Annotated in this window: 25 protein-coding genes and 1 pseudogene; 7 read left to right on the plus strand and 19 right to left on the minus strand. The window is 61.6% G+C overall.

Features of this window, described 5'->3' with window-relative positions:
* Window positions 1-449 precede the first annotated feature (449 nt).
* From FJ543_RS23280 to FJ543_RS23290, 3 genes and pseudogenes are all read left to right on the plus strand, one after another.
* Window positions 450-950 (plus strand): annotated as a pseudogene (locus FJ543_RS23280) (helix-turn-helix domain-containing protein); the annotation flags it as partial.
* A gap of 154 nt (window positions 951-1,104) precedes the next feature.
* The gene (locus FJ543_RS23285) at window positions 1,105-1,356 is read left to right on the plus strand and encodes a helix-turn-helix domain-containing protein (protein WP_140620410.1); all 252 of its coding nucleotides are present in this window, start codon (window positions 1,105-1,107) and stop codon (window positions 1,354-1,356) included.
* Window positions 1,356-2,696: a type II toxin-antitoxin system HipA family toxin gene (locus FJ543_RS23290; protein WP_140877488.1), complete on the plus strand. Its 1,341-nt coding sequence runs from the start codon at window positions 1,356-1,358 to the stop codon at window positions 2,694-2,696. Before FJ543_RS23285 ends, FJ543_RS23290 begins: the two co-directional genes overlap by 1 nt.
* Window positions 2,697-2,700: 4 nt before the next feature.
* Here the strand turns inward: FJ543_RS23290 and FJ543_RS23295 are convergent, their stop codons facing one another.
* From FJ543_RS23295 to FJ543_RS23355, 13 genes are read right to left on the minus strand one after another with little or no spacing between them, the layout of a single operon-like run.
* Entirely contained in the window at window positions 2,701-4,653 is a 1,953-nt protein-coding gene (locus tag FJ543_RS23295) for a type IV secretory system conjugative DNA transfer family protein (protein ID WP_140877490.1), read from the minus strand.
* Window positions 4,650-5,675 (minus strand): P-type DNA transfer ATPase VirB11, encoded by a 1,026-nt coding sequence (virB11, locus tag FJ543_RS23300; RefSeq protein ID WP_140877492.1) that lies wholly within the window; start codon window positions 5,673-5,675, stop codon window positions 4,650-4,652. The genes FJ543_RS23295 and virB11 overlap by 4 nt, the downstream gene beginning before the upstream one ends.
* Complete coding sequence (virB10, locus tag FJ543_RS23305; RefSeq protein WP_140877732.1) at window positions 5,641-6,864, minus strand: type IV secretion system protein VirB10; 1,224 nt, start codon at window positions 6,862-6,864, stop codon at window positions 5,641-5,643. Before virB10 ends, virB11 begins: the two co-directional genes overlap by 35 nt.
* Window positions 6,864-7,676 (minus strand): TrbG/VirB9 family P-type conjugative transfer protein, encoded by an 813-nt coding sequence (locus FJ543_RS23310; RefSeq protein ID WP_140877734.1) that lies wholly within the window; start codon window positions 7,674-7,676, stop codon window positions 6,864-6,866. The genes virB10 and FJ543_RS23310 overlap by 1 nt, the downstream gene beginning before the upstream one ends.
* A complete protein-coding gene (locus FJ543_RS23315; protein ID WP_140877494.1) occupies window positions 7,676-8,371 on the minus strand; it encodes a type IV secretion system protein in 696 nt (231 codons plus the stop codon). The genes FJ543_RS23310 and FJ543_RS23315 overlap by 1 nt, the downstream gene beginning before the upstream one ends.
* A 45-nt stretch (window positions 8,372-8,416) precedes the next feature.
* The gene (locus FJ543_RS23320; RefSeq protein WP_140877496.1) at window positions 8,417-9,418 is read right to left on the minus strand and encodes a type IV secretion system protein; all 1,002 of its coding nucleotides are present in this window, start codon (window positions 9,416-9,418) and stop codon (window positions 8,417-8,419) included.
* 7 nt (window positions 9,419-9,425) lie between these two features.
* Complete coding sequence (locus FJ543_RS23325; protein WP_140877498.1) at window positions 9,426-9,653, minus strand: hypothetical protein; 228 nt, start codon at window positions 9,651-9,653, stop codon at window positions 9,426-9,428.
* A complete protein-coding gene (locus tag FJ543_RS23330) occupies window positions 9,650-10,345 on the minus strand; it encodes a type IV secretion system protein (protein WP_140877500.1) in 696 nt (231 codons plus the stop codon). The genes FJ543_RS23325 and FJ543_RS23330 overlap by 4 nt, the downstream gene beginning before the upstream one ends.
* On the minus strand, window positions 10,342-11,418 hold the full coding sequence (locus FJ543_RS23335; protein WP_140877502.1) for a lytic transglycosylase domain-containing protein: 1,077 nt from the start codon (window positions 11,416-11,418) through the stop codon (window positions 10,342-10,344). Before FJ543_RS23335 ends, FJ543_RS23330 begins: the two co-directional genes overlap by 4 nt.
* On the minus strand, window positions 11,415-13,829 hold the full coding sequence (locus FJ543_RS23340; RefSeq protein WP_140877504.1) for a VirB4 family type IV secretion system protein: 2,415 nt from the start codon (window positions 13,827-13,829) through the stop codon (window positions 11,415-11,417). Before FJ543_RS23340 ends, FJ543_RS23335 begins: the two co-directional genes overlap by 4 nt.
* A gap of 2 nt (window positions 13,830-13,831) precedes the next feature.
* Complete coding sequence (locus FJ543_RS23345) at window positions 13,832-14,131, minus strand: VirB3 family type IV secretion system protein (RefSeq protein WP_140877506.1); 300 nt, start codon at window positions 14,129-14,131, stop codon at window positions 13,832-13,834.
* A gap of 3 nt (window positions 14,132-14,134) precedes the next feature.
* Complete coding sequence (locus FJ543_RS23350) at window positions 14,135-14,473, minus strand: TrbC/VirB2 family protein (protein ID WP_140877508.1); 339 nt, start codon at window positions 14,471-14,473, stop codon at window positions 14,135-14,137.
* Window positions 14,474-14,484: 11 nt separating this feature from the next.
* Window positions 14,485-15,393 (minus strand): lytic transglycosylase domain-containing protein, encoded by a 909-nt coding sequence (locus FJ543_RS23355; protein ID WP_140877510.1) that lies wholly within the window; start codon window positions 15,391-15,393, stop codon window positions 14,485-14,487.
* A 148-nt stretch (window positions 15,394-15,541) separates the two neighbouring features.
* On the opposite strand from FJ543_RS23355, the gene FJ543_RS23360 reads away from it, so the two are divergent.
* The 3 genes from FJ543_RS23360 to FJ543_RS23370 all read left to right on the plus strand — a co-directional run bounded on the left by FJ543_RS23360 (window position 15,542) and on the right by FJ543_RS23370 (window position 17,390).
* Entirely contained in the window at window positions 15,542-16,156 is a 615-nt protein-coding gene (locus FJ543_RS23360; RefSeq protein WP_140877512.1) for a hypothetical protein, read from the plus strand.
* A complete protein-coding gene (locus FJ543_RS23365) occupies window positions 16,153-16,686 on the plus strand; it encodes a thermonuclease family protein (RefSeq protein WP_140877514.1) in 534 nt (177 codons plus the stop codon). The genes FJ543_RS23360 and FJ543_RS23365 overlap by 4 nt, the downstream gene beginning before the upstream one ends.
* Window positions 16,687-16,850: 164 nt before the next feature.
* Window positions 16,851-17,390, plus strand: coding sequence for a thermonuclease family protein (locus FJ543_RS23370; protein ID WP_246678859.1), 540 nt, complete (start codon window positions 16,851-16,853; stop codon window positions 17,388-17,390).
* Between the two features lie 121 nt (window positions 17,391-17,511).
* Here the strand turns inward: FJ543_RS23370 and FJ543_RS23375 are convergent, their stop codons facing one another.
* The 3 genes from FJ543_RS23375 to FJ543_RS23385 form a co-directional block, all read right to left on the minus strand.
* Window positions 17,512-18,018 carry a hypothetical protein gene (locus FJ543_RS23375; RefSeq protein WP_140877518.1) on the minus strand — a complete coding sequence of 169 codons (507 nt, stop codon included), beginning with the start codon at window positions 18,016-18,018 and terminating at the stop codon, window positions 17,512-17,514.
* Between the two features lie 279 nt (window positions 18,019-18,297).
* Window positions 18,298-18,522 (minus strand): hypothetical protein, encoded by a 225-nt coding sequence (locus FJ543_RS23380; RefSeq protein ID WP_224682167.1) that lies wholly within the window; start codon window positions 18,520-18,522, stop codon window positions 18,298-18,300.
* Between the two features lie 365 nt (window positions 18,523-18,887).
* Entirely contained in the window at window positions 18,888-19,226 is a 339-nt protein-coding gene (locus tag FJ543_RS23385) for a glycosyltransferase family 4 protein (protein WP_140877519.1), read from the minus strand.
* Window positions 19,227-19,681: 455 nt separating this feature from the next.
* Here FJ543_RS23385 and FJ543_RS23390 point away from each other — a divergent pair, with 455 nt between their 5' ends.
* Window positions 19,682-19,948 carry a hypothetical protein gene (locus FJ543_RS23390; RefSeq protein WP_140877521.1) on the plus strand — a complete coding sequence of 89 codons (267 nt, stop codon included), beginning with the start codon at window positions 19,682-19,684 and terminating at the stop codon, window positions 19,946-19,948.
* Between the two features lie 180 nt (window positions 19,949-20,128).
* Here FJ543_RS23390 and FJ543_RS23395 read toward each other — a convergent pair whose 3' ends face one another.
* The 3 genes from FJ543_RS23395 to FJ543_RS23405 form a co-directional block, all read right to left on the minus strand.
* Entirely contained in the window at window positions 20,129-20,599 is a 471-nt protein-coding gene (locus tag FJ543_RS23395; protein ID WP_140877523.1) for a hypothetical protein, read from the minus strand.
* A 290-nt stretch (window positions 20,600-20,889) separates the two neighbouring features.
* Window positions 20,890-24,360, minus strand: a complete 3,471-nt coding sequence (locus FJ543_RS23400) for an AAA family ATPase (protein WP_140877525.1) — start codon at window positions 24,358-24,360, stop codon at window positions 20,890-20,892.
* Window positions 24,357-25,616 (minus strand): DNA repair exonuclease, encoded by a 1,260-nt coding sequence (locus FJ543_RS23405; RefSeq protein WP_140877527.1) that lies wholly within the window; start codon window positions 25,614-25,616, stop codon window positions 24,357-24,359. Before FJ543_RS23405 ends, FJ543_RS23400 begins: the two co-directional genes overlap by 4 nt.
* Window positions 25,617-25,708 lie beyond the last annotated feature (92 nt).

The following is a 25,708-nucleotide window of genomic DNA, read 5'->3' on the forward strand; positions in this document are numbered from 1 at the left end:
AAGGCGAAAAACGCCAAGCCGGCGACAGCGGCCGAAACCGCAAAGATCGCGAACCGGATCATCTGGGCCATCGTTACTCCCCGTCCAATTAGCATGATCGAGGATTAATGCAGCAAGGGGTTGCATTAGCAATGATTAAAGCAAGCTGGAAGGCCGCAGGAGCGTCATCTCAGTCGCCGAGCTGACACAAAAGCTTTTCGCTGACGCCAAAAAGGTCGGCATCAGCAGCACTGAGATCGAGGAAGATACTGGCAGCCCTCACTTGGCAGTCGGGCACGACTTACAGGCGGCGACCAGCTCAACTCTCTATCCAGTTGAATCTAAACGACAATATTCGGTTCCATAATGTATGTTATGCCGCAAATAGTTATTGCCGCAAAATAGAAATGTCTTGATTCCGCAAAGTAGGAATGTCGCCCTGCTCGTCGATGAGCGAGGGAGACGGCGGGTTGGGACTGATTTTGATGAGCGAGCGCGAGCTGCAACGCATCGAGGTGCTGTCGAAGGTTTTGGAGCGGCGCATGACGGTTGTCTCGGCCGCGCATGTCCTGGATATGACGACGCGTCAGGTCCAGCGTCTGCTGAAGGTGTTCCGGGCCGAAGGCGCCGCAGCACTTCGGCACAAGGCTCGAGGCCGACCGTCGAACCACCGATATGTCGCCGGCATCGGCGATCTGGCGGTTCAGTTGGTTCGAGAACGCTATGTCGACTTCGGGCCGACCTTGGCGGCCGAGAAGTTGGCGGCGAACCACGGCCTGGTCGTGTCGCGCGAGACACTACGCAAATGGATGACGGAAGCCGGAATCTGGACTTCGCGCCGTGAGCGGAAGCGCCAACTGCATCAGCCGCGCGGTCGGCGTGACTGTCTGGGCGAGCTCGTGCAGATCGATGGCTCTCACCATTGGTGGTTCGAGAGCCGCGGCCCCAAATGCGCCTTGCTCGTCTATATCGCGACGCGATCAGCCGAGGCATTAAGGGGGTTCCCGTGGGAGCATCTGTTATGCGCTTCCTTGGAAATTGCGTATATCCGACTTAGCAGATAAGTTCAGGATATTCGATCTAACACATATTTACAAAATATAGAAGCTGACGCATAATTCGAGCATGGTCCTCGCCCGTACCCCTGAGCAAATCGGAAATGCCATCCGCCGCGCTCGCAAGCAGAAAGGCCTCAGCCAAGCCGCGCTTGGCGATCGTGCCGGTATGCGGCAGCCCTCCGTTTCCATTATTGAGAGCGGGAACCCAGCCGCCCGACTTGACAGCGTGCTGGCTTTGCTGGCAGCCCTCGACCTGGAGTTCCAAGTCGCGCCGCGCTCCAAGCGGTCCTCCTCTGAAATAGAAGACCTGCTCAGCTGATGGGTCGGCGGCCCCTTCACGTGCCGTTGCGGGTCTATCTGAACAACCGCCTTGTCGGCCAGCTCAGCAAAGAGTCCAGCGGCGCCGTTCGCTTCCGCTACGAGGATGACTGGCTTGCGCGGCGGGGCGCGTTTCCGGTCTCCCTCTCCCTGCCTTTGCGCGAAGATGCCTACCGGGGTGAACCCGTCAACGCCGTTTTCGAGAATCTGCTGCCTGACTCGGACGCGCTGCGCCGCCGTGTGGCCGAGAAAGTCGGCGCGCGGGGTATAGACGCCTACAGCCTGCTGGCGCGGATTGGCCGCGACTGCGTGGGCGCACTGCAATTCATTGCCGGAGACGATGACTTACCAGATATCGAAGCTATCAGCGGCGAAGCCGTCGATGACAGCGAGATTGAGAAACTCCTCAAGAACCTGGCACAGGCTCCGCTCGGCTTGAGCCGCGATGATGACTTCCGCATCTCTGTCGCCGGCGCTCAGGAGAAGACGGCCCTGCTCCGGCATGACGGACGGTGGCTCAAACCGCACGGCACCACCCCCACCACACACATCTTCAAGACGCAGATCGGCACGCTGCCTAACGGCATCGACCTCACCAACAGCGTCGAGAACGAGTTTTACTGCCTGGCGCTGGCCGAAGCGTTTGGCCTGCCCGTCAACACGGCGCGCATTGCCACCTTCGGCAAGACCAAGGCGCTGGCCATCGAACGCTTCGATCGACGCTGGACCGAGAGCGGACGCCTCATCCGCCTTCCACAGGAAGACTGCTGCCAAGCCCTCTCTGTGCCGCCGACCCTCAAGTACCAACACGAGGGCGGGCCAGGCATGGCGGCAATCCTCAATCTCCTCAAAGGCAGTGATACGCCGGCAGAAGACCAGAAGACCTTCCTCGCCGCCCAGATGTTGTTCTGGATCCTAGGCGCGACTGACGGCCACGCAAAGAATTTCAGCGTGTTTCTGGCGCCCGGTGGCGGCTACCAACTGACCCCGCTCTACGACATCCTAACCGCTCAGCCGAGCCTCGACTTGAACCAGATCACGCGCAAGCAGATGAAGCTGGCAATGGCAGTGGGAACGAACCGTAACTACCGGATAGACCAAATTCACCCGCGGCATTTCCTTCAGACCGCCGCCGCGGTCAAACTGCCGGCCAGCGTGGTGAATGGGGCCATGGCGCATATCGCAGAGCGTGGCGAACGCGCCTTCACCCGGGTAACTGAACTCCTTCCTCGTGACTTTCCCGAAGCGATCCACGCCAGCGTCAGTGCCGCCGCCCTACCGCGGCTGAGGGCGTTTGAAGAGGCGGTCCTGAGTAGGACAAGAACCACCCCGGATGGATAACAAGTTAGCTCGTGCCGAAAGTTGACGGGCCCTGACTGCATGCATCGTCTTCCTGCCCGGTCGGATCGTCAGGCACGATCTCATCAAAAAGCGCGGACCAATTCCGCTTTGCCTTGCCGCTGGATCTCTCGGATGCCGTGGTGGTCAGTTGTTTCAGTTTTCGAGCTGCAGCAACAAAGCGCGCCTCTATCGCAGCTCCGGAGGGAGGCGTAGGCGGATGAGCTGTGCCGAATGCTGCAATGCGGCGATCTTCGGACGCGCCCGACTGGGAATAGGCGTCTGTGAGCGCGGGTATCGCAGCCCGCGGCAGCAGCTCCGTCGCTGGTACATCGGGGGTAGTGGATCGCGAGAACCGCTCCATTGCCTTGAATGGAGAAGTCGCAAAAAAGCGCAACTTGTCTGCCAAAACAGGCGCCTGCCCTTCTACGAGGATGACCATCTTGTCGGCGGGCATTTGCCTGACCTCCTGAGGCATCATCAGATCGCGTTCGCGCACCTGTTCGACTTTGGTGCGGCGATGCAGCCCCATCAGTTCGATCGTTCTCGACTCCGTCCTGTAACGCACTGTCTTCTTGCCCAGTCCCCTTGAAACGCTCTCGGCCGTGACCTGGTCGTTTGCGCCAAGCACTAGCTGATATCCGCAATTGCCCATAAGCGAATGGCGGGCGGTTTCGCCGTAGATCTCATCCAAGTTTTTGAGGTCTTGGATGATGAAGGCCATTTTTATGTTGTAGCCGGCCACATAGGGCAGTTTGCTGGTGATCTCGGAGACTTTTCTCAGCTGCCGAAACTCGTCCAGCAGGAAGTAGATGGGCAGCGAATTCTGGTCCTGGGTGAGCAGCAGCGTGTCCAGCGACTGTTGGACAAAAAGCGATAGCAGCGGTTTCAGCATCGCCACGTCGGTGATGTTGGGCGCCAGGTATATCGAGATCGGTCGATGCTTCAGCGCACGAAGATCCATGTCGGTGACCTCGGTGGCTGCGACCACGCGCTCGTTGCGAAAGGGACGCAGGGCCTTCTGCACGTCGAGCAGCGCGGACGCAGCGGCGCGCTCCGACAGCGCGATATAGGCGTTGAAGCTTTCGAGCGTAAAGCGCGACAGGTTCGGCTCCTTTTCTTTGATGAGGCTCATCAGGGCCTGCAGATCGACGCCGCTGTTGAAGAATGAAATCACCTCGCCAAGATTGCGGCGGCCGCGATAGGAGTCGCTCTCGTTCACGTAGCTGATAGCCCCAGCCAGGACCAGCTGCGCGGTGGCCTGCCAGATCGCGTTCTCGGAATCGGCACTCTCGGGGACGAGAATGCTTGCTATGTTCAGAATGTCCGTTGTGCGATCGCCCCGGTCGGGCCTGATGAAGTCGAGCGGATTGTAACGATGTGTTCTTTCGCTGCCCGGCGCGAACAGGAAGACCTGGTTTCCGGTTGCCTTGCGATACCCGGCCGTTGAGCGAAAGATTTCGCCTTTCAGGTCGGTAACGATCATCGACCCTTGATGAGTGAGTGCGTTCGGGATGACGTAGGAGGTCCCCTTGCCCGAGCGCGTCGGACCGATGACCAGGTGATGGCGCTCGTCTTGGACGCGAAGGACATGGCGCCCGTAACGCCCCAGAATGTGTCCGTGGCGCCGGAACCATCTGCCATGCCGCAGCGAGGTCGTATTTTGGAAACGAGCATTGCCAAGCGGTTCGGAAGCACGCTTCAAACCGAGAGAGGCGATCGCACCGGCGATGAGGACCGACACGGCGGCTGCCCCCAGACTGGTCCGCTGCAACACGGCGTTGTGAGGGTAACGGGCAAGCTGCTGGAGCGCTGCGAACGGATTGGTTGTCGCGGTGACCTGCAAGATGCGGCCGTCGCCATACAACAACTGTAGCACCACCCCGTAGGCGAGCAGCCAGACGACAAAACCAATCGCGAGGCAGAAAACGAGATAGGTGATGCGGAACGTGCCGGTCATGATCGATCCATTCTTGAGAAATAGATCTCCGACACGCCACGACGTCCGCCCTCGCGCCTCAGCTGGACAACGATCGGAATGACGCTGCGAATGTAGGAGATAAGGTCGGCTTTCGAGTAAGCTGCCGACAGACCCGATTGCGTCACCATCATGGCGAGCTGCTCATAGGCGCCGCGAGGCGTGTCGGCGTGGACTGTCGACATCGAGCCTGGATGGCCCGTGTTGATCGCACGCAGGAACGAGAACGCCTCACCTCCCCTCACTTCGCCCACGAACAGCCGGTCCGGGCGCATGCGCAACGAGGCCTCCAGCAGGTTCTGGATCGTCACACTCGCCGTGCCTTGGTCGCCTTTGGATGAAAGCAGGTGCACGGTGTTGCGGTGGGGAGGAAACAGCTCGCGCGTATCTTCCAACGTGATCAGGCGTTCGCCCTCGTGGACGGCCTTGAGGCAGGCGTTCATGAATGTGGTCTTGCCACTTGAGGTGCCACCACTGATTAGGATGGAGACGCGGCTGAAAATGGCGCTACGGACAAAGCCATAGGCGTCGTCCCTCCGCAAAAGCTCCGTCAAGCCGCGATCGGCATCGTTCATGCCGCTGGTGGCAACGGATACCTTATTGAAGGCGCCAGCGTCGCGATAATCCTCGAGCGTGAACTCGCCAACGACTTGCTTGCGGATCGAAACCGCGCCCCCCTCGGGCGCTGCCGGCGGCAGCACGAATTGTATGCGCTCCCCAGTTGGAAGGGCTGCGCTGAGGATCGGGTTTGCGGGACCAATGAACTGATTGGTGGCAGCCGCGACCCGTTCGCCCATATGGACGATTTCGGAGGCTGTCAGCTTTGGAATGTGATGGTATTCCATGTGACCGGCACCAAGGCGCTCGACATAGACATGGCCCGGTTTGTTGATCGAGATCTCGACAATCTGTGGATCTGTCAGCAGCGGCTTGAGCGGTTCGAGAGACCGGTGAAGGAAATAGTGCCGGTCATTGTTGCCAGGCTCGATCGAAGCCGTGCTCATGACGAATTTCCTCCAATGCCTCTGAAACCGGATCGTCGTAGACGGCGGAAAAGTCGAGGTCCTGGCGCACGAAGACGAAGATCCGCTCGCCTTGCGGCACGCTGATCGTCGGCGGGATTTTCAGGCTCTCGCCAAGCGCCTGGTTGGCCATGTCCGAGAACGTCTGAGCAATCGTCGAGCGTGCGATATCCTCAGCGCGCCTTGCCTCGTCGCTGCCTGTCGCGGTCTGGCTGCCGTAGCCGGTCAGGTAACTGGCGCCGCCGCCGACGATCGAAAGCAGGATGGCCGCGCCGAAGCGCTCCCGAAACTTGGTGTCGACCCGGCCGGTAAGCCCGGAGCGGCCAAGACTGTCGGCGCCGATCGAGTTCAAGCGGACGCTCACACCGTCATCGCGAAGCAATCGCGTCCAGATCACGAAGATGCGCTTCTGTCCGCGGGTGATTTCGGACTGGTATTCACCGATCAGCCGCGTGCCTGTCGGGATCAGTACACGACGGCCGTCGAATGAATAGACGTCCTCGGCGACGATGGCGCGGATCTGACCGGGAAGGTCGCTGACAACCGCGGTCTCAAGAATGCCGGGAAGGAGCGTGCCTTCCGCAATCAGTGCATCGACCCGGGCGATCTTCCTGGCCCGTGCCGAGCGATCGCCGACGTTAGCCGCTGCAGCGAGAAACTTGCTGTTACGGTCTTCGCCGGCAACGGCGCGCGCTTGCGCATCGCCGGCCGAGGCGCCTTGCTCGTCGCTGGTCGCCCCCTTTTCGTCGAAGACGATCATCTTGGAACGAAAGCGTTTGGGAAACTCATCGCCTCGGGCTGCCGGGGCGTCGGGAGCGGATACAGGCGCTGGGGGCGGTGGCACATCGAAAGGCGTGACATTGGGACTCGGCACTGGCGGCGGTGGTGGCGGTGGCGGCAATTCGATCACTTCGGGCGCGGTGGGCTTCGCCGGCTGTTCTCGCTCACGCATGAACGAAGGCGGCCGAAAACTGGTGGTCGAGAACTCCTCGTCACCGGCTGGCACGTGGCCTTGCAACGGTTGACGCCCAGCCAAGGTAAAATAGCTCGCCACAACGCCCAGCAGGATCAGGACGGCACCACCGGCAAGCTGCTTGCGACGTACGGACCCGTCCGCAACAGCGGGGTCGTCATTGCCGGCCAAAGCCTCCAGTTCGGGACTTCGCTGGATCAATTTCCGCTCCTCCTGCGGACCGTTGCCATGTCGTCCCGCACTGGCGCCAGCGCGTCGGCATCGGGCGCGCCGAAATCGGGCTTTCGAAGATTGAAGATGCACAGCCACTGATTGCCGTCGCGCAACGTGTATTGGGCGGCGACACCGTCGACGACGATGTACTCGCCTTCCTTGCGGAAGTTCCTCAGCGTCTCCGAGAAATCGGAATTGACGGCGAAGATCGCCGCGGCACGCCGGCCCAAACGGAAGAAAGTCTTTGTGCCGTCATCGAACACCAACGCCGGCTTCAGACCCGCATCGCCGGAAAATGAATAGTCGATGTTGACATTGGCCTTGTCGATCGCGGCGATGTTGGGCCAGGCCGCGCGCTGCTCAGCTTCACTCCTCAGCGCGGCGTCGCGGTCCTTCTCCGGATAAGCGAAACGAATGCCGAACACCTGCCGGCCTCCTGCGGGAGCACTATCGTTCAGCTCCAGAAAGTAAATGCGCCTGCTGGTCACGACGTTCATGTTCGTCGTCACGTTCCTGGCGATGGGCTTGACGAAAAGGATGTTGCCCTGCTCAGCCGGAACGACCTGCCAACTTTCGCTGTCGCCGAGCGATATGGTCTGAAATTTCTCCTCTTCGTCGAAGACGATCATCGTCGATATGCCATAGCTTGCATGCACTTGGACGACGTTGTTCTCCTGATAGGTGACGCTGGTGATGCGCGCGTCCAGGCGACCGGCCTTCGGCGTCTGCGCGCCGAAGGCCACAGCGGTGAACTCGAAGACGATCAGATAAGCGACCACGACCAGACCGCGTGCCATCATTCGGAACCGCCCGGTGTCACCGTTTCCTGGTCCCGGCGGTAGCTGTAGACCTGGAAGCCGAGCGGATTTTCGAAGCGCCATTCGTTCTTGAGCGGGCTCTCGGTGTAGCGGAATCTCACCACCGAGATCCAATGCCTGTCGATGGCTTCCGTCTCGCTCTTTTCTGTGGTCGAGAAGCGCACGATCGCCGTACTGGCGTTTGGGAAGGTGACGGACTTGATATCGACAAGCACCCGCTTCAGCCGGCCATAGATCTTCGCCGGATTTTGCGCGTTGGCGGCGCTGAACTGCATCTGCAGGTCGCGCGCCGCCTCGTCGGTCGACAAAAGCGCTGCGATCCCGAAATATTCGTCGATGGCAAAAGGATCATATCCCTCGCGGTTGCGGATGTAGCGAACGACATTGGCCTGGGTGACAGCCTCCTGATCGGTGAGATCAGAAGTCCTCGTCAATCCCGACTTGACCTCGACATAGCCGGTGTTCCTGTCGACCTCGACCACATAGGGCTCGAAGCTCTTCAGCGGCACCATCAGCACCAGCGCCAACAGCGCAAGGGCCGCGATCGAGGCAAATAGCAGCGTGAAAAACCAGGCGATGCGGCTGGAGCGCATGGCGCGCTTGAAGATCTCGTGCTCCCAGACGTCACCGTCCTGAAAGTAGGATCGCAGCTTTTCGTCGAGGGGTTCTGCCATTGGACGTCGCGGAGCGTTGGAGGACAATTCTGTTGCGTTTTGGTGTTACCGCGTCTGCGCATTGGCGGTGATGGCGCGCTGCATGGCCTCGCGCGAGGGCGTTTGAGGGCTGCGCAATCGAGCCTGCACACGATTGACAGCGGCCTGCATCTGTGTGGCCGAGCCGGCAACAGCGGCGCGCCCCGACAGGACGCCGCGGCCGGTGAGGGCTCGCGAACGCTGACCAACCGGCATCGCGAGCCCGCCGACAATGCCTTGCGCCAGCGACTGGATCTGCAAGAGAACGAAACTGCCGGCCAGGCACAACATCACGAAGGCTGCAAGGTCGCTGAGCTTCAGCTCGCGATTGCCCGAGATCTGGTTGATCTTGGTCAGTTCCGGCGCCATCGCCGCGATCAGGAAGGCGGCGATCACGTAGACGAACAACGGGATCAGTGCGTAGAGCAGCGACTGGTTCAGCCATCCCATCGCGTAGTTGCGCGTCACATCAAAGAACATGCAGGCGATGAAGATCGGCGCGGTGCCAAGCAGAACCCATAGGATCACCTTGGCCAGGACCAGGATGCCCAGCGCCACGGAGACGAACAGCCCGGCAAAGGCCATGATGATCATGCCGATCAAGGCCGGCAGAACGGAGAAATAGCCGGCCTGCTCGGCAAATGTGGACGCTGCCAGATTGGCGGTCTGCCAGATCTCCGAGAGGCCGTTGCTGGGTTCCGTCACCCCTGTGCCCGATGCGGCCAGTATGGCCCGCCCCGCCGCCTCCGGGACTTTTGTGATCCAGGCGTAGACGAGAGCCTGGAAACGCGACCAGGTGCTGACCAGAACGAGGATCAGCATGACGCGGGCGACGCGGCCCACGATCTCGGCAGCGCTGAGCCTCGACGTTCCCAGCACCAATTGCACTCCGTAGAAGAGCACGACCAGCATGAACAGCAGCCGAAGCAGTGGCTCGATGTCCCTGCTCAGAACCTCGAACGCACGCTCGGAGAAATTCTCGCCCGAAGCATCGATGCGCTGCAGCAGTTCGCCTATGAAATTATCCACGTCAGCCCTATTCCGTTCGAGAGGGAAAATCGCCGCCGATCATTGCCCATGCCGCCGCTGTGTCGGGGTTGACCGGCCGCATCGGCCCGCACTCAAGGTGGGTGGCTTGTGCCGCGTAGCTCATCACGGCGGCCGGCCGTTTGCAGGGCGCGGATTTTTCCTTGGGCGTGGCGCACCCGGCAAGCAGCAGCGCCACGACGCTAAGCGCGATCGGTTCGTGCCGGCCTCGTGTCATTCGTAGGTCAGCGCCTTCTTGGTGTTTGAAATATCAGTCAACCTGCGCTGGTTCTCCGCCTGCAGCGCCTGGACGGCACCGTTCATGACGCCGATCATCTCGTTCAGGGTCAGTCCGGTCTGCACCTGCAATTGTGTGTTCTGGTCAATCGAGCCCTTGATGTCCTGAGCCTGGCCGATCCCCTGCCCGGCCCGCTCGAGCGCGGTACGCCGCGTTGCGACAGCCTGTCGCGAGCCAGTGATCAGAGCCGACACGCCGAGCACCGTCTTGACCATCTCCTCGTAGGATTTGTCGCTCGCCAGAGGACTGTGCTGTTTGCCAGACAGCGATTTCACCAGTTGCATGCCGTTGATGAAGGTCGTCGCTGCCTTGGCGATCTCCGGACTCATGGAGCCAAAATCCGGCACGCCATTTTGAAGCACGCTGTCGAAGGAAGGCACCGAGGAGACGCTGAAACCATTGCCGATCGCCAAGTCCTTGAGCGAGCCGGCGTCGCTGCCGCGATTGCCGGTAACCGCCTGCAGGGTCTTTTCGACGGTGGTCAGAATATCCCTGTTGGTGTCCAGGATTCTCGCGGTTTTGTCCGCGGTGTCCTTGGCGACGGCATAGTTCGTCCTGTCGATCACCGGAATGTCGGCTTTGGCCGAGGTGACCATCACAGTCGCGGCGACCAGCACAAGAGCACGTTTCATTGGAGACCTCCTTGTTGCGGGTTGAAGAACAGCTCGACCTCTTGCTCGAGCTTGTGGACGCAGGCTTGCGCCTGCCGGCTCCAGACCAGACCGGCGCGCGCATCGCAAAACCCGCCTGTCGGCGGCTGGTGGTCGGGCTTCGGACGGCTACCCGAACGGCTGGCGCCTGAAAGATCGCTCAGCGTCACCGCGTTGCTCGAGTTGACCAGGTCTGCGAAACTGGCGCCCAGTTGGATCAGCCGGTTGAGCATTTCGACATTGGCGTTGCGGGCGCCGGAATTCTTGTCCCAGCTGTCTTGAACCGTGCCGGTGGCAGCCGAGCCGAATTGCTCAAACCAGGACGCCACATCGCTTGAGCCGTCGCCGACCGCGCTGGTCAGCCCCATGGCGTCCAGCGTTGCGGTACGCATGCCCTGGAAGGCGGCACCCGTTCCGCCATAGTTCAATGGAATGCCCGACTTGTCCGAGCCGCCAAAGGCCGGCAGCCACTTTTGCGTTATCGCCGCGACATAGCCCTGCGTTTCTCTGAAGGGCGGGATGCCGCCGTATTTTTCGACGCTGCCGGCACCTGCATTGTATGCGGCCAGTGCAAGCGAGGCGTTTCCGTTGAAGCGCTCGAGCTGCTGCTTGAAGTAACGCGCCCCGCCACGCAGATTCTGCTCGATGCTGTTTGCGTCAACGCCAAGCTCCGCCGCCGTTCCCGGCATCAGCTGCGCCAGCCCGATGGCGCCAGCGCTCGATCTTGCACAGGGGTTAAACCTGCTCTCCTGGTAGACCAGGGCCAGAAACTGGTTCTCGTCGACGCCCTCCTCGCGGGCCACCCGCCGGACGAGGCCGGCGATGGTTGGGTTGGCGTTGGCGGCGGCAAGCGGATCGTCCTTGCGGCCCGGCCGATACATCGCGCATGTGACGCTTTGATCGACGCTGTAGCGATCGCGATCGGCCTTCTCGAGTGCCGTGACATTGCCGTTGCGGTCCTTTCGCCTTTCCAGCACCGAGCCGTCGATGGTCGCCACATCGGCTGCCGAGGGCGAGGCAAGAAGCAGCAAAAGCAGGGGGAGACGCCGGATCATGTCGATTGCCTCCAACCGCAGAATTCCGCCAGCCAGAGTGCCGGATCATCACCCAGTCGCGCCCGCAGGGCTGCGCATGCCTCGACCGTTTCCTTGCGGCCCGACAGCACTTTGAGGATGTCAGGCATGGTCGAGAGATCAAGGCGGGCAATGACGGAATCGTTGCCGTGCTTGATCAGGAACGTCCGCCGCTCCGGTGGCGTGTTCCTGACAAAGGCAAACTCCTTGGCCGTCAGCCCGAAGCGGCCGACATAGCTCTCCTCATCGGCGCGCGGATTTGGAAAGTGCAGGTTAGTGGAGGACTGCTCGATGAGGGTGTGCGATTGTGGTGCCTTGGCGATGTCGGCCGCCGACTGCGTGCCGAACCCGACGATCCCGTTCAGCTTGCGGATCGTCTTCATCTTGTCGACAATATAGCCGGAGAAGGTCTTGTCCTGCAGAAGCTTCCAGCCCTCGTCCATGAAGATCAGGACGGGATTGCCGGTGAGCAGCTCATCGAGGCGGTGGTAAAGATACATCAGTGCAGGCGTGCGCACCTCGGCATTGTCCAACACATGCGTCATATCGAAACCGAAGATGCGGCTGCCGGAGAAGGACAGGACATCGCGCGGCGCATTGAACAACCAAGCCCTCTCCCCCTCGAACCATGGCCTGAGGCGTGATTGGAGGTCGTTGGCGTCGGAGCGCGATCGCCCCATCAGCAGAGCCGAGAGGTTGCCGAAGGTGCGCTGCTGCGCCGGCACCTGGCAAATGCGCGCGATCGCGCCTTCGAGCGTATGCTCTTCCTCCTGCGAGAAGCCGCGGCCGTCGGCGGGTTGCAGCATCGCCTTGACCAGCCGCAGCAGGAATTCGCGGTTGGCCGGCGTATTGTCCATCTGCAGCGGATTGAAGCCGGTGGCGACGCCGGGCTCCAGCACTTCATAGGTTCCACCGACGGCGCGAATGAAGATCTCGGCGCCGCGATCCTTGTCGAAGAAGACCGCACGCGGCTCTGGCGAGATGCGAAGCGCCTGCGCGAGCAGGAAGCTAAGCACCACGGTCTTGCCGGATCCGGTCGGCCCGGTGACCAGGAAGTGGCCGATGTCGCGCTGGTGGAAGTTGAACCAGTAGGGTGTCTGCGACGTCGTCTCAAACAGCGCGATCGGCAAGCCCCAGTGATTTCCCGTGGCCGTGCCGGTGGCGAAATTGTGCATCGACGAAAAGCCGGCGAAATTCGCGCTCGACAGCATGGAAGAACGGGCGATGTAGCTGTGGTTGCCTGGCAGCTGCGCCCAGAATGAGGCCTCCATATTGAGGTCTTCGCGCAGCCAGTTGATGTTCATGTCGGTGAGGCAGGCGCCGAGTTCCGAGACGGATTTGTCGACGCCGGCAAGGTCGTGCGCCAGACACAGGAGGCTGAAATGATGATAGCCGAACACGGCCTCCTGGTTGACGAGGCTGTTGAAGGCAAAATCGATGTCGGTCTCGACCGTGCTGCCGGCTTCGTCGGACGCCTGGATCTGCCGCTGCAATCTTGCGATCCGTTCTTGCGCGATCGGCTTGTCGGCGATGGTGAAAGATTGCGTCAGGATGAATTCGTGATTGAGCTGCAGCAGCCCATCCAGCATGCCCGGTCCTGAAAAAGGCGGGTATTCCTTTATCGAGAGCATGGCGCCGAAGCGGTGGTCAGCCGTCGTCGGACCCTGCGCCTGCAGCGTCCTTTTGGAAAAGTGCAGCCGCGAGGTGCCGATATAGTTGCGGATCGCCATGCGCGGCAGCCGCATGGGGGCAGACGTCCCGCAGGTCAGAAGCGTGTTGAAGAACCCGCACGGCTCCGAATAGGGCTGGCCGTCGCGGTAGACGATGCCAAGCGGCCGGGCTCCATATTTCTGCAGGTCGCGTGCGACAGTGGAGACAATTTCCTCCAACTCGTTGATGCGCTCGAGCACCTGCTGTTTCTGGCTGTCCCTGTCACGCGTCCGGCTGAACACGGCAGAAAGGCTATCGGCTACGCCCAGCGCGCCACGCATGCGGGAGCGAACGATGGTGAGGTACAGCTCGTTTGTGAACATGCGGCGCTGCTTGAGTTCGGCCATGTAGCGTGTGTTGAGGAGAGCGCAGAACGGATCCGAGAAAGAACCGCCGATCTCTGGAATGACTTGCCTGCGAATGACGGTCGACCACAGCGAAAACCTGCTCGAGCCTAGGGCCCGGATCATGGTGTTCTGCACGCTGGCCCGCATGTTGAGCTCGGCCTGGTCCTCGGTCTGGAAGAACAAGCCATCGAGCTTGATGACGCTGAGCAGCGCCCCGCTTTCCAGACCGATCACCGTGTTGGCGAGGTGGCGCATGTAGGGCACGTGCATGGCCATTGGTCTGTCGCGGCGCCGTTGGCGTCCGAAGCCCAGTTCTTCGGCGACAATGTTGAGCATGATCAGGGCCCGTAGGAATTGGTTTGCCAAAAGATCCTGTTTGGCGTGCGCGGTGTGCGGCGCCCCGCGGTCTGGGCCAGATCGAGGATGCGCAGGTCACGGCTGCAGAGCGCAAACAGGGCGAGATAGGTGACAGGCGCGATTGCGGCTGCCCAGAAACTGCTGGTCACCAGGAACGCGATGAGCGTGATGCCGAGGATGAGGTAGAAGGCGCTGAGCGGGACTCCCCACATCATCGGCGGCCGGGTGAGCCCGATCACCAGAGGTGTCAGTTGCGGCCTGTCGTCAGAATGACCGCTCATGGCTTACTTGCCGACAGCCGATATCATCTGATCGACGATCGCCGGCGCCCCGAACACCAGCCCGATGCCGATCACCACGGCGCCCGCGGTGAACCAGGAGAGGCGTCCGGCGAAGGCCAGAAAGCCAAGCCCGATGACGGCGATGATGGCGAGCAGCCGTCCGAAAGGGCCGGTTATGAAATCGACAATCATTTGCACCGCGGTTTCGAGCGGTGCAAATGCGCCGGAGGTCTGCGCCAACGCCGGCTGGGCAATGGCGCACAGCGATACGCCAAGGACCAGGGCGGTGCCTGCAATTCGAAATGCCCGTGTCCGTCGAGCGTTCGAGAGGGCTCGCTTCATGTCTTCCTCCGTCAAAATTGCAGGACGCCCCCGACCCACTGCCGCGGCTTGCCTGTAGAGTTCGCTCCGATGAGAGGAGGCGCCTTGCCGGTGTCAGCAGGATTAGCCGCTATGCCGCTGCCGGCCTGCCGCCCGAGCGCTGGCAGCTTCAGCTGCCGATTGATAACGTCGGCGACGAACCGGACCGTCTCCGGGAAGGGTGGCACGCCGTCATATTGAAGGATCCTCGCCTCGCCGGCGTTGTAGGCGGCGGCAACGATCAGCGGGTTGCGATAGGTGGCAAACAGATCCCGCAGCAGCCGCACGCCGCCGTCGATGTTTTCGGCCGGATCACATATGTCGCTGACGCCGAGATGGGCTGCCGTCGACGGCATCAATTGCATCGGGCCACGCGCCCCTTTCGGAGAGTTGCGGCTGTCGTCGAGGCGGCTTTCAGACATGGCGACTGCAAGTGCGAAATCGCGATCGACGCCATACCTGGATGCAGCCTCTGCCACGAGCCGTGCGATCTCTTCCGAATTGAGGGGTGATGGCCCGCATTCAGCGTCGCCGGGAAGTCCGTTGTTAGCCGATGCAAAGTCAATTTGACTATGTTCGATGGAGCGCGATGCGCTCGCCGTCTGCCCCGCCGGCTTCACATCCACGTCATCGCGCGTGGGAGCTTGGGTTTGACGAATTCTGCCTTGGGCATCGAGCACATACTCTCCCGCCCCCTCCGCCCAGCGGCTATGGAAAACGCTGTCGATTATGCCGGGCTCTCCCGCGCTGACCGCGGAAACCGTTGAATTGCGCGGCGGCTGGCGCAGGTCACGGGTTTCCGCCGCGCTGCTTACAGAATATGCCGAGGGCCAACTCACGAGGGCCGAACTCAGCAGCAGGAGCAGCCGCCGGTTTGCCGATATGAACAATGGAGAAACCATCGCAAGTTTCCACGCCGCTGGGTTGAAGTTTCGATGAATCGGTAGCTGACAGAAAAAAGAATGTCAAATCGATATTGTTTTTTGTTGCGCAAAGGATCCGGAATTGGCAAGCTGGATCGAAACGGCATGCTATTTGGGAGTGTCAAACATGAGAGCCAGCGTCGGCGGCAGCTTCGTCCTTTGCCTGGCGTCATTGGGTCCGGCCATCGCGGCCGAACCCGTCGATCAGGCCTACATCAGGTCACTCGCCGCGCCGGGAAAGACGGTCCTGGTCGTCGAATATTACGATGGCCAGGGGAGCATCGCCGAGCGCAAGGGCTTCGCTTCGACGACCGGCTTCAAGGCCGTCTCGCCGATCGACTTCCGCGTCGATTCAAAAACGGTACTCCGCCTCTATGGAATCGAGCCCTGCGAGGGCGATCTGGTCAACCGCCGCGAGGATTTCTCCGGCACCTGCGCCGACTATGCCAGGAAGGGACTGGAGACGCTGTTGCAATCGCCAAAGGTGATCTTCTGCCGTGCCTTCGTCAGCGAGGCGAATGCGCCGCTTCAGGATGCGACCTGCTACGGCTACTACAATTACCCCGGCAGCCTCGACACGGTGGACATGTTCGAGGAGCAGCTGGTTTCGGTTGGTAGCCACTGGGTGGCAAGGAACCCTGACGGCACTGCGGTGCGCAAGGATCTCGCAGAAGCAGAAAAGATCGGTCGCCGCGGTTATGGCATGTGGGCCGATCCCAGGATCAAGGCGCAAGCGCAATGAGGACCGTTCGTATTCTCCTGGCCGGCGCGCTCGCCGCAGGCCCGGCAGGCGCCGCGCAGCCCGGATATTTCGACCTGCGACCGGGCGTGACGCTCGAGACTGGCGATAGTTGGGTCGAAGCCGGCACCAAGTATCGTCTATACGGCACCCAGGCGTGCCTTCGCGGAACTTTCTACACCGATGCCGCCGGCCGCCGTGCCGATTGTGGCGAGGCTTCGCTCGCGGTGTTCGGCGCCCTGATCGCCGACACCAGGCCTGAATGCGCCCCTGTGCTGAGGGTCGGCGACACCGTGCATGTTGCCTGTTTCGTCATGATCGAGGGCGATCGGCTTGATCTCGGCAATCTCATGATCACAAGCGGCTTTGCCTTCGCGGCCCTGCGTGCCGACGGATTGCCCTACCACGCCGGCTACGCCGTCGCCGAGCAGGCGGCGCGCGCCAGACACGCCGGGCTGTGGCAGTTCAAGGACGTCCAGCATCCGGCGATCCTGCTTGGTCAGGCTGCCGGCGCAAAAGCGTCGCGGCCATGACCGCGAGGCATTTGCTTTGGGCGCTGACCGCGCTGGCTTGCTCTTGCCTCCCCTCTCCTTCGCCCGGCGCCGATATCGCCAGAGCGGCTGGGAGCGGGCAAAGTGGTGAGCCTGCTTCCCTGACCACTGGGCGATCTTCAAAGGCGATTGCGGGACGGGCCAGCGTGATCGACGGCCGCACCTTGTGGTTTCCTCGATCGGCTCAAAAAGTTCGCCTTGCCGGCATCGACAGTTGCGAATTGCCGCAATGGGCCTTCGATGCCAAGCGGCGCGGCGAAAGTGCTGTTCTGAAGCCGGTTCCGTGCGGGGCCTTGGCAAAAGCCTGGCTGAAGCGGATGGTCGGCGACAGACAAGTTGTCTGTCTCCTAGGCGAGTTCCCTGATCGCGACGGTGCCCTCAAAGGCAGGTGTGTCGCCGACGGGCACGACCTTGCCGTGGAGATGCTGCGCGTCGGCTGGGCGCGGGTGGAGACCGGCTCCCCGGTCCACTCGCACTATTTGAAATGGCAACGCTACGCCATGTCGGCGCGCTATGGAATGTGGTCTACATACGTCCTCGACATGGACGAGTGGCGCGCCAAGGCCATCGACAGGAGTTTGGCGCGAAGGCCAGTTGCAGATTCCAATCTAATCGCCGAGCGCAAATATGAGATCACGCCGCCTTTTGTGGACGCCAGAAGGCGCGCTTCCAGCTCGGTTCGGTAGCGCCGAGCCCTCGCAAGTTCGCAACAGCCAAAGTCGCCGCTTTAGATGTGACGCCCACCCACCGGGCACAGTCGAACGGCCACTGACGCGATGAGTACGGCCTCTGGCTCACATCAGAGAGTCACGGGTCTTTTCTCCGCAGTAAATCAGCAATGCCCGACTGGAATTCCATGACACTGGCTTTGACTTCGTCGACCTCCGCAGGTCGCAAATGCGTCTTCCGCGCCAGGATTGCAGCAATCAGATAAAGAATTTTCTGCTCGGCCTCGCAGCTTTCAACAGGCTTGCGCTGGACCAGTCGGCGCCACGCAGATCGTTCAAGAGGCCGGCTTACGACCAGAGCCAGCCAGGCGGCAGCCGACAGCAGGCTAAAACGGCTGGCGCACCGTTTCCGGGAGAACCTCTCAACGGCGGCCACGAGGCGCCGGTGGCGTTCGATGCAACGTGCCATCCCGATGGCAGGATTCCCGATTTTGGCGCGGCCGACGTCCGAAGCGGTTGGCGAAACCCGCTCAACGCCCCTGAACGGGTCGCGCTGGGTGGCCGTGTTCCCACTGTGCTCTTGTCCCGTCATTCTTCCCGTCGACCTGAACAGATTGGCACCAGAAGCGATCATCGTGGCCGACATTCCTGTGAAATGAATTTCCTCGCATGCCGGCTTTGGATCTGCTCCGGCCGAAATCGGATGAAAGACATTCTTCCTCCGGGCTCGGCGTCGGTGAAGGATAGCGCAGTCACTCCCGGCGCTGTACTAAAGTTAGATGAAATGGCGTTAAGCGCCGGAAACATGTTGTTCGTGCATTAAGTATTCAGGCCTGTCCGCCACCTGTCTCGCCTCCAGTGAGGCGGCTCGGGGACGTTGCACATCGACTGTATCGGAACGGGGACATTCGTTCTTAAACAGAGTTCAAGACTGGAGTCTGTTGCCCAGTTTTGAGAAGACCGTGCACCAGAAGCGATAGTCCTCCTCGCGCCCGTCGAAGTTCGCAGTCAGCGCGCACCATGCCGCGGCGGTCGCCGCGTCCGGGCCGTAGAGTTCGACCGCAGCCTCTACCGTCGCTGCTGGATCCGCCAATTCCCAGAGCGTCAATTCGCTGTAGCTGGCGGCGAAATCAGAGTGGATTTTTGGCATGCCAAAGGCCTCCCGCGGATCGGTCCGGCAGGGGCAGCGGTGCGCTGCGGGCCGGACGTTGGGGAACCCACCTGGAGTGAGCCACGATCCCGAGCGGCTACGCTCAGACACTCGTCGTGTCGTCCCTGGCCTTCTACAGCTTCACACGGTGATCGCGGAAACTGGCGCAGATGCAATTGTTGCAGAGCCTTCCTATAAAGACAACTGGTCTGCGCGCGCTGACTTGTGACTGCCCTATTGGCGACCAGCGACAAGACTGGGCTTTGCCTGGCGATGCGATTGCGAGGCGTGGAAAAGGCCTTAGCCGATCGCACAATTCGCGAGGCGCTCGACAGCTTGCGCCATCTGAGATTCGAAGCGCTCTCTCATCCCAAGAGCCTGGTTAGCTTTCCGCATGGACTGAAGCGCCTCGTCACGCGCTTGCTCATCGCTGAGCAGCCGATCGATTGCCGCGGCGAATTCAAAAGCATCGGATGTCGGCTTCGGCGCAGGTGCTGGAAATCCGGAGGAAGCCCACGAAAGCCAAGTGGCGACGCGACGATCGGACGCCCGGCGGCGAGAGCTTCCAGCGCCTTGATTGCGATCCCCACGCCGGCAATGATCGGCATGGCGACAAGACGCGCCGATGCATAATGAGGCGCCAGGTTCTTAACGACGCCAAGGTATTGAACCTGGTCGTGCAGGAGGCCCTCCCGCTGCGCCATCGTATGCTCGACGGCCGCAAGGCCAGGGGCTGAACCGGGTTGCGAACAAGGCGCCGCAAAGAACTGCAAAGGGCCGACAAGCACGGCTGAGGATTTAGGATCAGGCCTGAGGACATCACATTCCCGCTGAGGTCCCTTGTGATCGGACTTAAGTCTGAAACGACAGACGAAGAGGTCCCACTCTCGAAAGCGCCTGGAACCAGCCTCGCTTCGGAATGTTGTCGCTACGAAGGCGGGAGATTCCAACTGAACAGCAGTATTGACTGAGGCGGCGGTTGCTCGCCCCCGTCTCTATCACCGCATTCAGCGTCAAGTGTGGGCACGATCTCTTTGATAACGAGGGTGATGTAGTTAATTATTTACGCAAGGAAACGACATGAACAGATTGATTTGGATCATCGGAGCGGTAGTCGTGGTCATCGCAATCCTGAGCTTTCTTGGTCTGCGATAACGCGATGATCGTCCAGCAGGCCACCTCCCCGGCAGAGAACGACATTCCGAAGCTCAAAGCTGGACAGCCAGCGAGGCGGAGGGCTGTCGAGTCCTCCGAAGGCGGTCGGCCCGGCCTTCCTATTCCATCCGAAGAAAAGCGTTTTCGGGTCATGCTCCTGTCCCGGGAAACCGGCATCGACACCGAGCAAGCGCGGGTCCTTGTCGATAGAATCGAAATGGATGGAGCCGCGCTATTCGATGCTGCCCGGCAAACCAAGCGATTGGACTAGAGGTTGAAGCTGAAGAGCAGCCCCAACCTCCCACATGGGTCTCGTGTGCCGCCAATGGCCGTCCGGTGAAGGCTCCCTCGGAAGGCAAGCCTTATGGGCCTTGCTGGCTCCGGGTGGCCGCCACCAAGCGTCATCGGCCGTCACCGTGCGCTTCACGCCGGATAGGACGAGAATGACTAATCATTGCTTGGTCAACACGCCGGTATAGGTCATACCGGCAAGCGCGAATGTTTCGGCCAGGGTTCCATCGGGCAGCATCTGAAAACTGACGTCCGCGCCATTCGGAAGACGGCCAAGCCTCAACGCATTCCCTACGATCTTTCCTGTGCCGGCAGCCTCACCTGGATTGTTATCGTCCAGGACGCCCCATGCGTAGTTGACGGTCACCTTCCCGTTTGAGGAAACGGACTGAACATCGAGCCTTCCTTCAGATGTGCTCTCCAACCTGCCAACCCAACTGCCCGAAAAGGCGGCATACTTTGCCGGCACGTCCTTTCCAGGAGGAGTGATTGTCGGCGATTGAACCATCGTTGCCGCAGGCAGAACAGCCGGACTCGATGCTGGTTCAACAGCGACGGATTGCCGAACTTCTTGAGGTGATTGGCATGCGGCCAAGGCAAGTGCCGCGAAGACCAGCATAAGATTCCGCATCTCGTTCTCCCCGTATTGCTGGTGAAGGAGGGCAATGAAACACCTGTCCGCTTCAACCCAATCTTGCGTGCCTCGGCCCTGACCTCAAGCTCAATGAGAGCCATCGCCCATAGCAGACTATCTGGAAGCTCGCCGATGGGCCGAAGTTCCATGTCTCACTCATGCCGAACCGATGCAACACCGCCGAGCTTATTGGTCTCTGTGTTGCCCTTAGCTAAGCAAATCTCGGCCGAGCCGTGGTGCAAGCCACAACATCGCAGGCACAAGTCCGCCTTTGGCACAGGTCGATGCTATCCGAGTTCGTGGATCATCACGCCCGGCACCACCGTCTTGGCTATCTCGCACAGATGCTGGTGGTGTGTGAGGTAGATCACCTGGCCGGCATCCGCCATTTGACCAAACAACCTGAAAACCTCCTCTGAGCGGACGTGGTCGAACGTCTCCATGATGTCGTCGGCGATGAAGGGGACCGAGGGGCGAAACTGCGCGAATTCGTAATAGCCGGCAAGCCTGAGCGCCAGGTAGAGCTGAAAACGGGCGCCCTTCGAAAGCGCCTCGGTCACTTTCGACTGCCCGTCGCTTTGCAAGGCGATTAGGACTTCGCCACCTTTCACCGGTTGGGTCGTCAGCCCCGAGTAGCGCCCGCGCGTCATCAGCGCGAATGCATCGGAAGCCCGCGCCATCATCCCGGAGCGATGGCGCTCGCGGTAGGCGCGCAAGGCATTTCCGGCGGACATCACGCCCAGCTTCAATTCGATGTAGCGGACCGCCCTGTCCTCTATTTCCAGCACGATCGTGCGTCGTTCGGCGTCTATTCGGGCGACGGCGCTGTCGCCGCCAATGGCATCGAGCTTGTCGGCGGCACGCGTCTGCCGGATCAGCTGCTGCTGGATTGCTTCGTCAAGGAGCTGAATCCGTTGCTCCCCTTCCGCTTTCTCAATCGCTATGCCTCCGAAATCGAGCGCATCGAGGATCGAGCGCGCCTGCTCGAATGTCTGAACGCCGAGTTCGGCCGCCAGCTGGTCCTCCAGTTCGTTGACTGTCGCGTGTAGACGGTCGCGCTCACGCAACTGCTCGTCGCGTTCCACCACTTCGGCAAGCGTCGTAACGCCAAAGGCGCTCAGCACCTCGTTCTTGCGGCGCTCGTGTACCGAGATCTCGGCGTCAAGGAGCTCACGGCCGTCGAGGAGGCGCTGCAGATCCGCAGCGAGATTTGCCTTCGCCTCGCGCGCGCGATCGGCATCCGCCAAGCGCTCGCCCAGCCGGATCGCCAGCTGCTCGGTGTCTTCGTCATTTGCCGGCTCGCCGGCTTCAGTTGCTGCCGCGGCGACCTCGACCACGAAATTATCCCGGTCGGCCTGCATCTTGTCGATGCGCAGTTGCATCGCGTCGCGTTCCTGAAGGTTCCTGGCCAGCTCAGTCAGCTGGTCGAGAACGGTGCCGACGCCCGTTGCGGACAGCCCGTTCTCAAGCCAGGTGCCTCTCAGTGCCTCGACAATGCCGGCCAGCCATTCTTCTTCACGGCGCTCGGCCACGCCAACTGCCCGGCGCCGGGTGGCCAGCTCTTCCTGTCTGGCGGCGACTGTCTTGAGCGCCTCGGCATGTCCGGCGTCCACCTTGCGTTGCCGGTCCAGAAACAACTCAGCAACGCCCATGATCGTCTCAAGACTGTCGCCAGGATCCGAACCAATGCCGACGCTCTCCAGCGCCGTGGCGAGGTCCAGCCTCAGCCGTGCCTCGTCTTCGCTCGCCCGGCCGACCTTCTTGGCGGCCAGTTCGATCTCCTGCCAGGCGGCGAGCGCATCAGCGCGAGCCGAAGTGCGACGCTCGATCAGTTCGATCAGGTCCTCGAGCGATGCCTCCACACGTTCTCCAAGCAGGCCGCTGGCTGCCGCGCGCATCTGCGACGATGCGGCGTTGACCTCCATGTCGACTCGCGCAAGCTTGTCGCCGATACGCGCGATATCGGCCGCGGCTTCCGCAAGGCCGTGCGTTATGGCTCGAATATCGGCGAGCGCGCCCGCGCCAGCCAGCCTGCCTGCATTGACGTCGTCGTCGCGTTCCAACGCCGCGGCGAAGGCGTCGGCTGTTTCGCCGCTCAGCGCCGCACGATGCCTTGTCCACGCTTCGTTGCGGCTACGCCGGCTGGCGGCGGCCACCTCATCGTCGGCGACATCGACCGAGGCGCGAAGCGCGCTTAGACGCGCCGCTAGCGTTTCGTGGTTGGCCTGGTGTTCGGCGAGACGTTCGGACAGGACGGCTTTGTTCTTACCAAGCTGCGCGGCAAGCGTTTTCCAGACGCCAACCTGTCTGGCGCTCGGAACGGCGATGCAGGCCAACGCCTGCGCGTCGCCAGACCACGCATGCAAACCGCCGAGGGCGCTCTCCCATTTGACCTCGCCAGCGTCCTGCGCCTCGCGTGCCGCCTTCATGTCACCGAGGTGGCCGCTCGCCCTCGCCTTCGCCAGGGCCGCGTTCAGCCTGGCCCTGGCCGGCTCGGGCACTGCCCGCTCCTCGCCAACGCGATCTTGCGCCGCCTGCAGCGCATCGAGGGCGGCTGTGGCCTCATCACGGGCAACGCGTGCAGCAGTGGCGATCCCGGACCGTTGCTCGACCATGGCGCGAACAGCTCCTATAGTAGCGGCCGGCAACAGCAGTGCGGTGGGATCGGTCTCTGAAGACCGTCCGAGCGCGGCAAGCGAGGCCGCAACCGCATTGTCGAGGATTTGCAGGTCTATCCTGCGATTGGGAAGGTCCAGGCCCGCCGAGACGTGGCGCACCTTGCTTTCCGCCAGGCCGCGGATGCGCTCGGAGATGCCGAGGATCGCCTCGTCGACATCGACCGCGGCAATCTTTGTTTTCAGTCGCTCGACCTCATCGAGATTTGCCGACAGCCGCGTTCTCAGGCTGGCATCGTCATCGATCAGTCGGGCAGCACTGCCGGTCCAGGTCCGCGCCGGTGAAGCCATGTCGGGCAGCTCGGCCAGCCGAGCGGCCTTGCGTTGGACGTCGGCTAGGATCGGACCGGCGCGCAGGTACTTGGCAATGGTGCCAACCCTGGCCGACAGCAGCGATCGCTCGGCGATGGTTCGATCATATTGTTGCGCCGCCTCACGACGTTCGGTCTCCAGGCTCTCGTAGGCCGAGGCCAAAGTGTCGATCTGATCCCTGCTCGATTTCAGCTCGGCAAGACGCTTCTTGAGCAGCGCAAGCTCGGTACCATGCGCCTGTTTCCGGTACAGCCCATCGGCTTCGGCTTCGAGTGCGCTCAACGTGTCGCTGGCATGTCCAAGGCCGGCACTGGCGGTAAACAGCAGCTTGCCGAGATCGCCGCGCGACTCCAGGATCGACTTTCCGCCGGCTTCCAGCGTTTCGTCGTCCAGGGAAAACATGGTCTGATAAGCATCGCGCGACAGGCCGGCCAGGTGAGCCGATATGGCCATTTCGCTCACCGGTTGGCCCATGGCGTCCAAGAGCGAGTTGCTGCGCTGTTTGGTGCGTGTGAAGGCATGCTCCGTGCCAGCCAGCTCGAGCAACCCGCCGATGCGCATGGCGCTGTACTCGTGCAGGAAATTGTAGCGGCTGCGCTCCTCGACGCCGAACAGCAGGTCCAGATAGCCCGACAGCGCCGTCGACTTGCCGGCCTCGTTGAGGCCGAACACGATATGCAGGTCAGGTCCCGATTCCGGCTTGGGTCCGAAATCGATCACGCTGTCGGTGAACTTTCCATATCGGATGAGGTCAAGACGCCGCAGCCTCATTGCGCGCCGCCTGCCTTGAGACGGGCCGTGACCAGGTCGGCGCCGCCGGCCAGCACCTTGTCGAGGAAGAGCTCCAGCCCGGCCTCGTCCTTTCCGGCGAAGTCGCGCCCTTCGGCAGGAAGGTCCGCTATCATTTTCTGCACGAACGCCCTCGCCTCGGACCGGAAAGCCTGCGAGCCGGCATCAGCACGCATCGACTGAGCGAGCTCCAAGATCGGATCCGCGCCCTCCCCGGCCGTTCCGGCCCCGGTCGGAGCAACATCAAGCTCCAACTTTTCCACCCATGTGTCGCCCACCTGTTCGGCTGCCTGCTCGGCCTCGGCGAGCAGCAGGTCGCGGTCGCGGATCAGCGCCCAGGACACAGGTGACGCGCCCGTCAGGCTGAGGCGGATAACGGCATGACGCGACCCAACAAAGGCCCGGGCAGCTTCTAGGGCGGAACGGACACGCCCGACGACGTCAGGCCATTCGACCGTACCGGTCAGGTCGACGCTTGCGCGCTCGAATTGCGCCACACTGGTCAGCCTTTCCTCGATCTCGATCGAACGGTCGTCTCGTATGGTCACCAGGGTAATGGATTTTGCGCCGGCTTCGTTGATGTCCCTGCCCTGCGGTATTCCCGGCATCACCACAGTGCTTGTTCCGGGATGGACCTGGCGCACATGAATGTGGCCAAGCGCCCAGTAGTCGAAACCGTAGCCGTGCAGATCGGCGACACTGCATGGGGCATAGACGTCGTGACCCGGCGACCCGGCCAGGCTGGTGTGCATGATGCCGACATTGACGGCCCCCTCGCGGGCGGGCGGATATCTGGGCAGCAGGCTTTCCGGCGCCTTGGGGTTGGCAAAGCTCAAGCCATGGAACATCACCTCGAGCCCGCCGGCTTTCTGCAGGACGGATTGGGGCCGGCCGCCGAAGATCGTCACGGTGTCGGGAAACACCAGCTGTTTTGATATTCGCGACAGCGCATCATGATTGCCGCGGATCTTGTAAACTGTGATGCCGGCCTGATGCAGGCGCGCCATCTGGGACGCAAGGAAGCGCGCCGTTTTCATCGACGTCTGGTCGCCATCATAGAGATCGCCGGCGATAACCAGCGCATCGACATGCTCGGCAAGACAGAGATCCACGATCGAGACGAATGCCTGGCGGCTGGCGTCGCCGACGAGTTCGGCAAGCTCGGAGTTTCGCAACGCGAGCGAACGCAGCGGCGAATCGAGATGAATATCGGCGGTGTGTACGAATCGAAATGCCATGGGCGGTCTCCGACCATGGAACATAAGGGTGTTCGACGGAGGATCGAGCAAAACTTTCGCTGCGCGGGAATGTCTTGGGGCCTAGCCCACCG

Origin of the sequence: Mesorhizobium sp. B2-5-7 (assembly GCF_006440875.1) — a bacterium.
Lineage (GTDB): Bacteria > Pseudomonadota > Alphaproteobacteria > Rhizobiales > Rhizobiaceae > Mesorhizobium > Mesorhizobium australicum.

Coding starts and splice junctions, on each gene's coding strand:
- FJ543_RS23285 (WP_140620410.1), top strand. CDS start 1,105: ATGGTCCTCGCCCGTACCCCTGAGCAAATCGGAAATGCCATCCGCCGC.
- FJ543_RS23290 (WP_140877488.1), top strand. CDS start 1,356: ATGGGTCGGCGGCCCCTTCACGTGCCGTTGCGGGTCTATCTGAACAAC.
- FJ543_RS23295 (WP_140877490.1), bottom strand. CDS start 4,653: ATGACCGGCACGTTCCGCATCACCTATCTCGTTTTCTGCCTCGCGATT.
- virB11 (WP_140877492.1), bottom strand. CDS start 5,675: ATGAGCACGGCTTCGATCGAGCCTGGCAACAATGACCGGCACTATTTC.
- FJ543_RS23310 (WP_140877734.1), bottom strand. CDS start 7,676: ATGGCACGCGGTCTGGTCGTGGTCGCTTATCTGATCGTCTTCGAGTTC.
- FJ543_RS23315 (WP_140877494.1), bottom strand. CDS start 8,371: ATGGCAGAACCCCTCGACGAAAAGCTGCGATCCTACTTTCAGGACGGT.
- FJ543_RS23325 (WP_140877498.1), bottom strand. CDS start 9,653: ATGACACGAGGCCGGCACGAACCGATCGCGCTTAGCGTCGTGGCGCTG.
- FJ543_RS23330 (WP_140877500.1), bottom strand. CDS start 10,345: ATGAAACGTGCTCTTGTGCTGGTCGCCGCGACTGTGATGGTCACCTCG.
- FJ543_RS23335 (WP_140877502.1), bottom strand. CDS start 11,418: ATGATCCGGCGTCTCCCCCTGCTTTTGCTGCTTCTTGCCTCGCCCTCG.
- FJ543_RS23340 (WP_140877504.1), bottom strand. CDS start 13,829: ATGCTCAACATTGTCGCCGAAGAACTGGGCTTCGGACGCCAACGGCGC.
- FJ543_RS23345 (WP_140877506.1), bottom strand. CDS start 14,131: ATGAGCGGTCATTCTGACGACAGGCCGCAACTGACACCTCTGGTGATC.
- FJ543_RS23350 (WP_140877508.1), bottom strand. CDS start 14,473: ATGAAGCGAGCCCTCTCGAACGCTCGACGGACACGGGCATTTCGAATT.
- FJ543_RS23355 (WP_140877510.1), bottom strand. CDS start 15,393: ATGGTTTCTCCATTGTTCATATCGGCAAACCGGCGGCTGCTCCTGCTG.
- FJ543_RS23360 (WP_140877512.1), top strand. CDS start 15,542: ATGAGAGCCAGCGTCGGCGGCAGCTTCGTCCTTTGCCTGGCGTCATTG.
- FJ543_RS23365 (WP_140877514.1), top strand. CDS start 16,153: ATGAGGACCGTTCGTATTCTCCTGGCCGGCGCGCTCGCCGCAGGCCCG.
- FJ543_RS23375 (WP_140877518.1), bottom strand. CDS start 18,018: ATGTCGGCCACGATGATCGCTTCTGGTGCCAATCTGTTCAGGTCGACG.
- FJ543_RS23380 (WP_224682167.1), bottom strand. CDS start 18,522: ATGCCAAAAATCCACTCTGATTTCGCCGCCAGCTACAGCGAATTGACG.
- FJ543_RS23385 (WP_140877519.1), bottom strand. CDS start 19,226: ATGGCGCAGCGGGAGGGCCTCCTGCACGACCAGGTTCAATACCTTGGC.
- FJ543_RS23390 (WP_140877521.1), top strand. CDS start 19,682: ATGATCGTCCAGCAGGCCACCTCCCCGGCAGAGAACGACATTCCGAAG.
- FJ543_RS23395 (WP_140877523.1), bottom strand. CDS start 20,599: ATGCGGAATCTTATGCTGGTCTTCGCGGCACTTGCCTTGGCCGCATGC.
- FJ543_RS23400 (WP_140877525.1), bottom strand. CDS start 24,360: ATGAGGCTGCGGCGTCTTGACCTCATCCGATATGGAAAGTTCACCGAC.
- FJ543_RS23405 (WP_140877527.1), bottom strand. CDS start 25,616: ATGGCATTTCGATTCGTACACACCGCCGATATTCATCTCGATTCGCCG.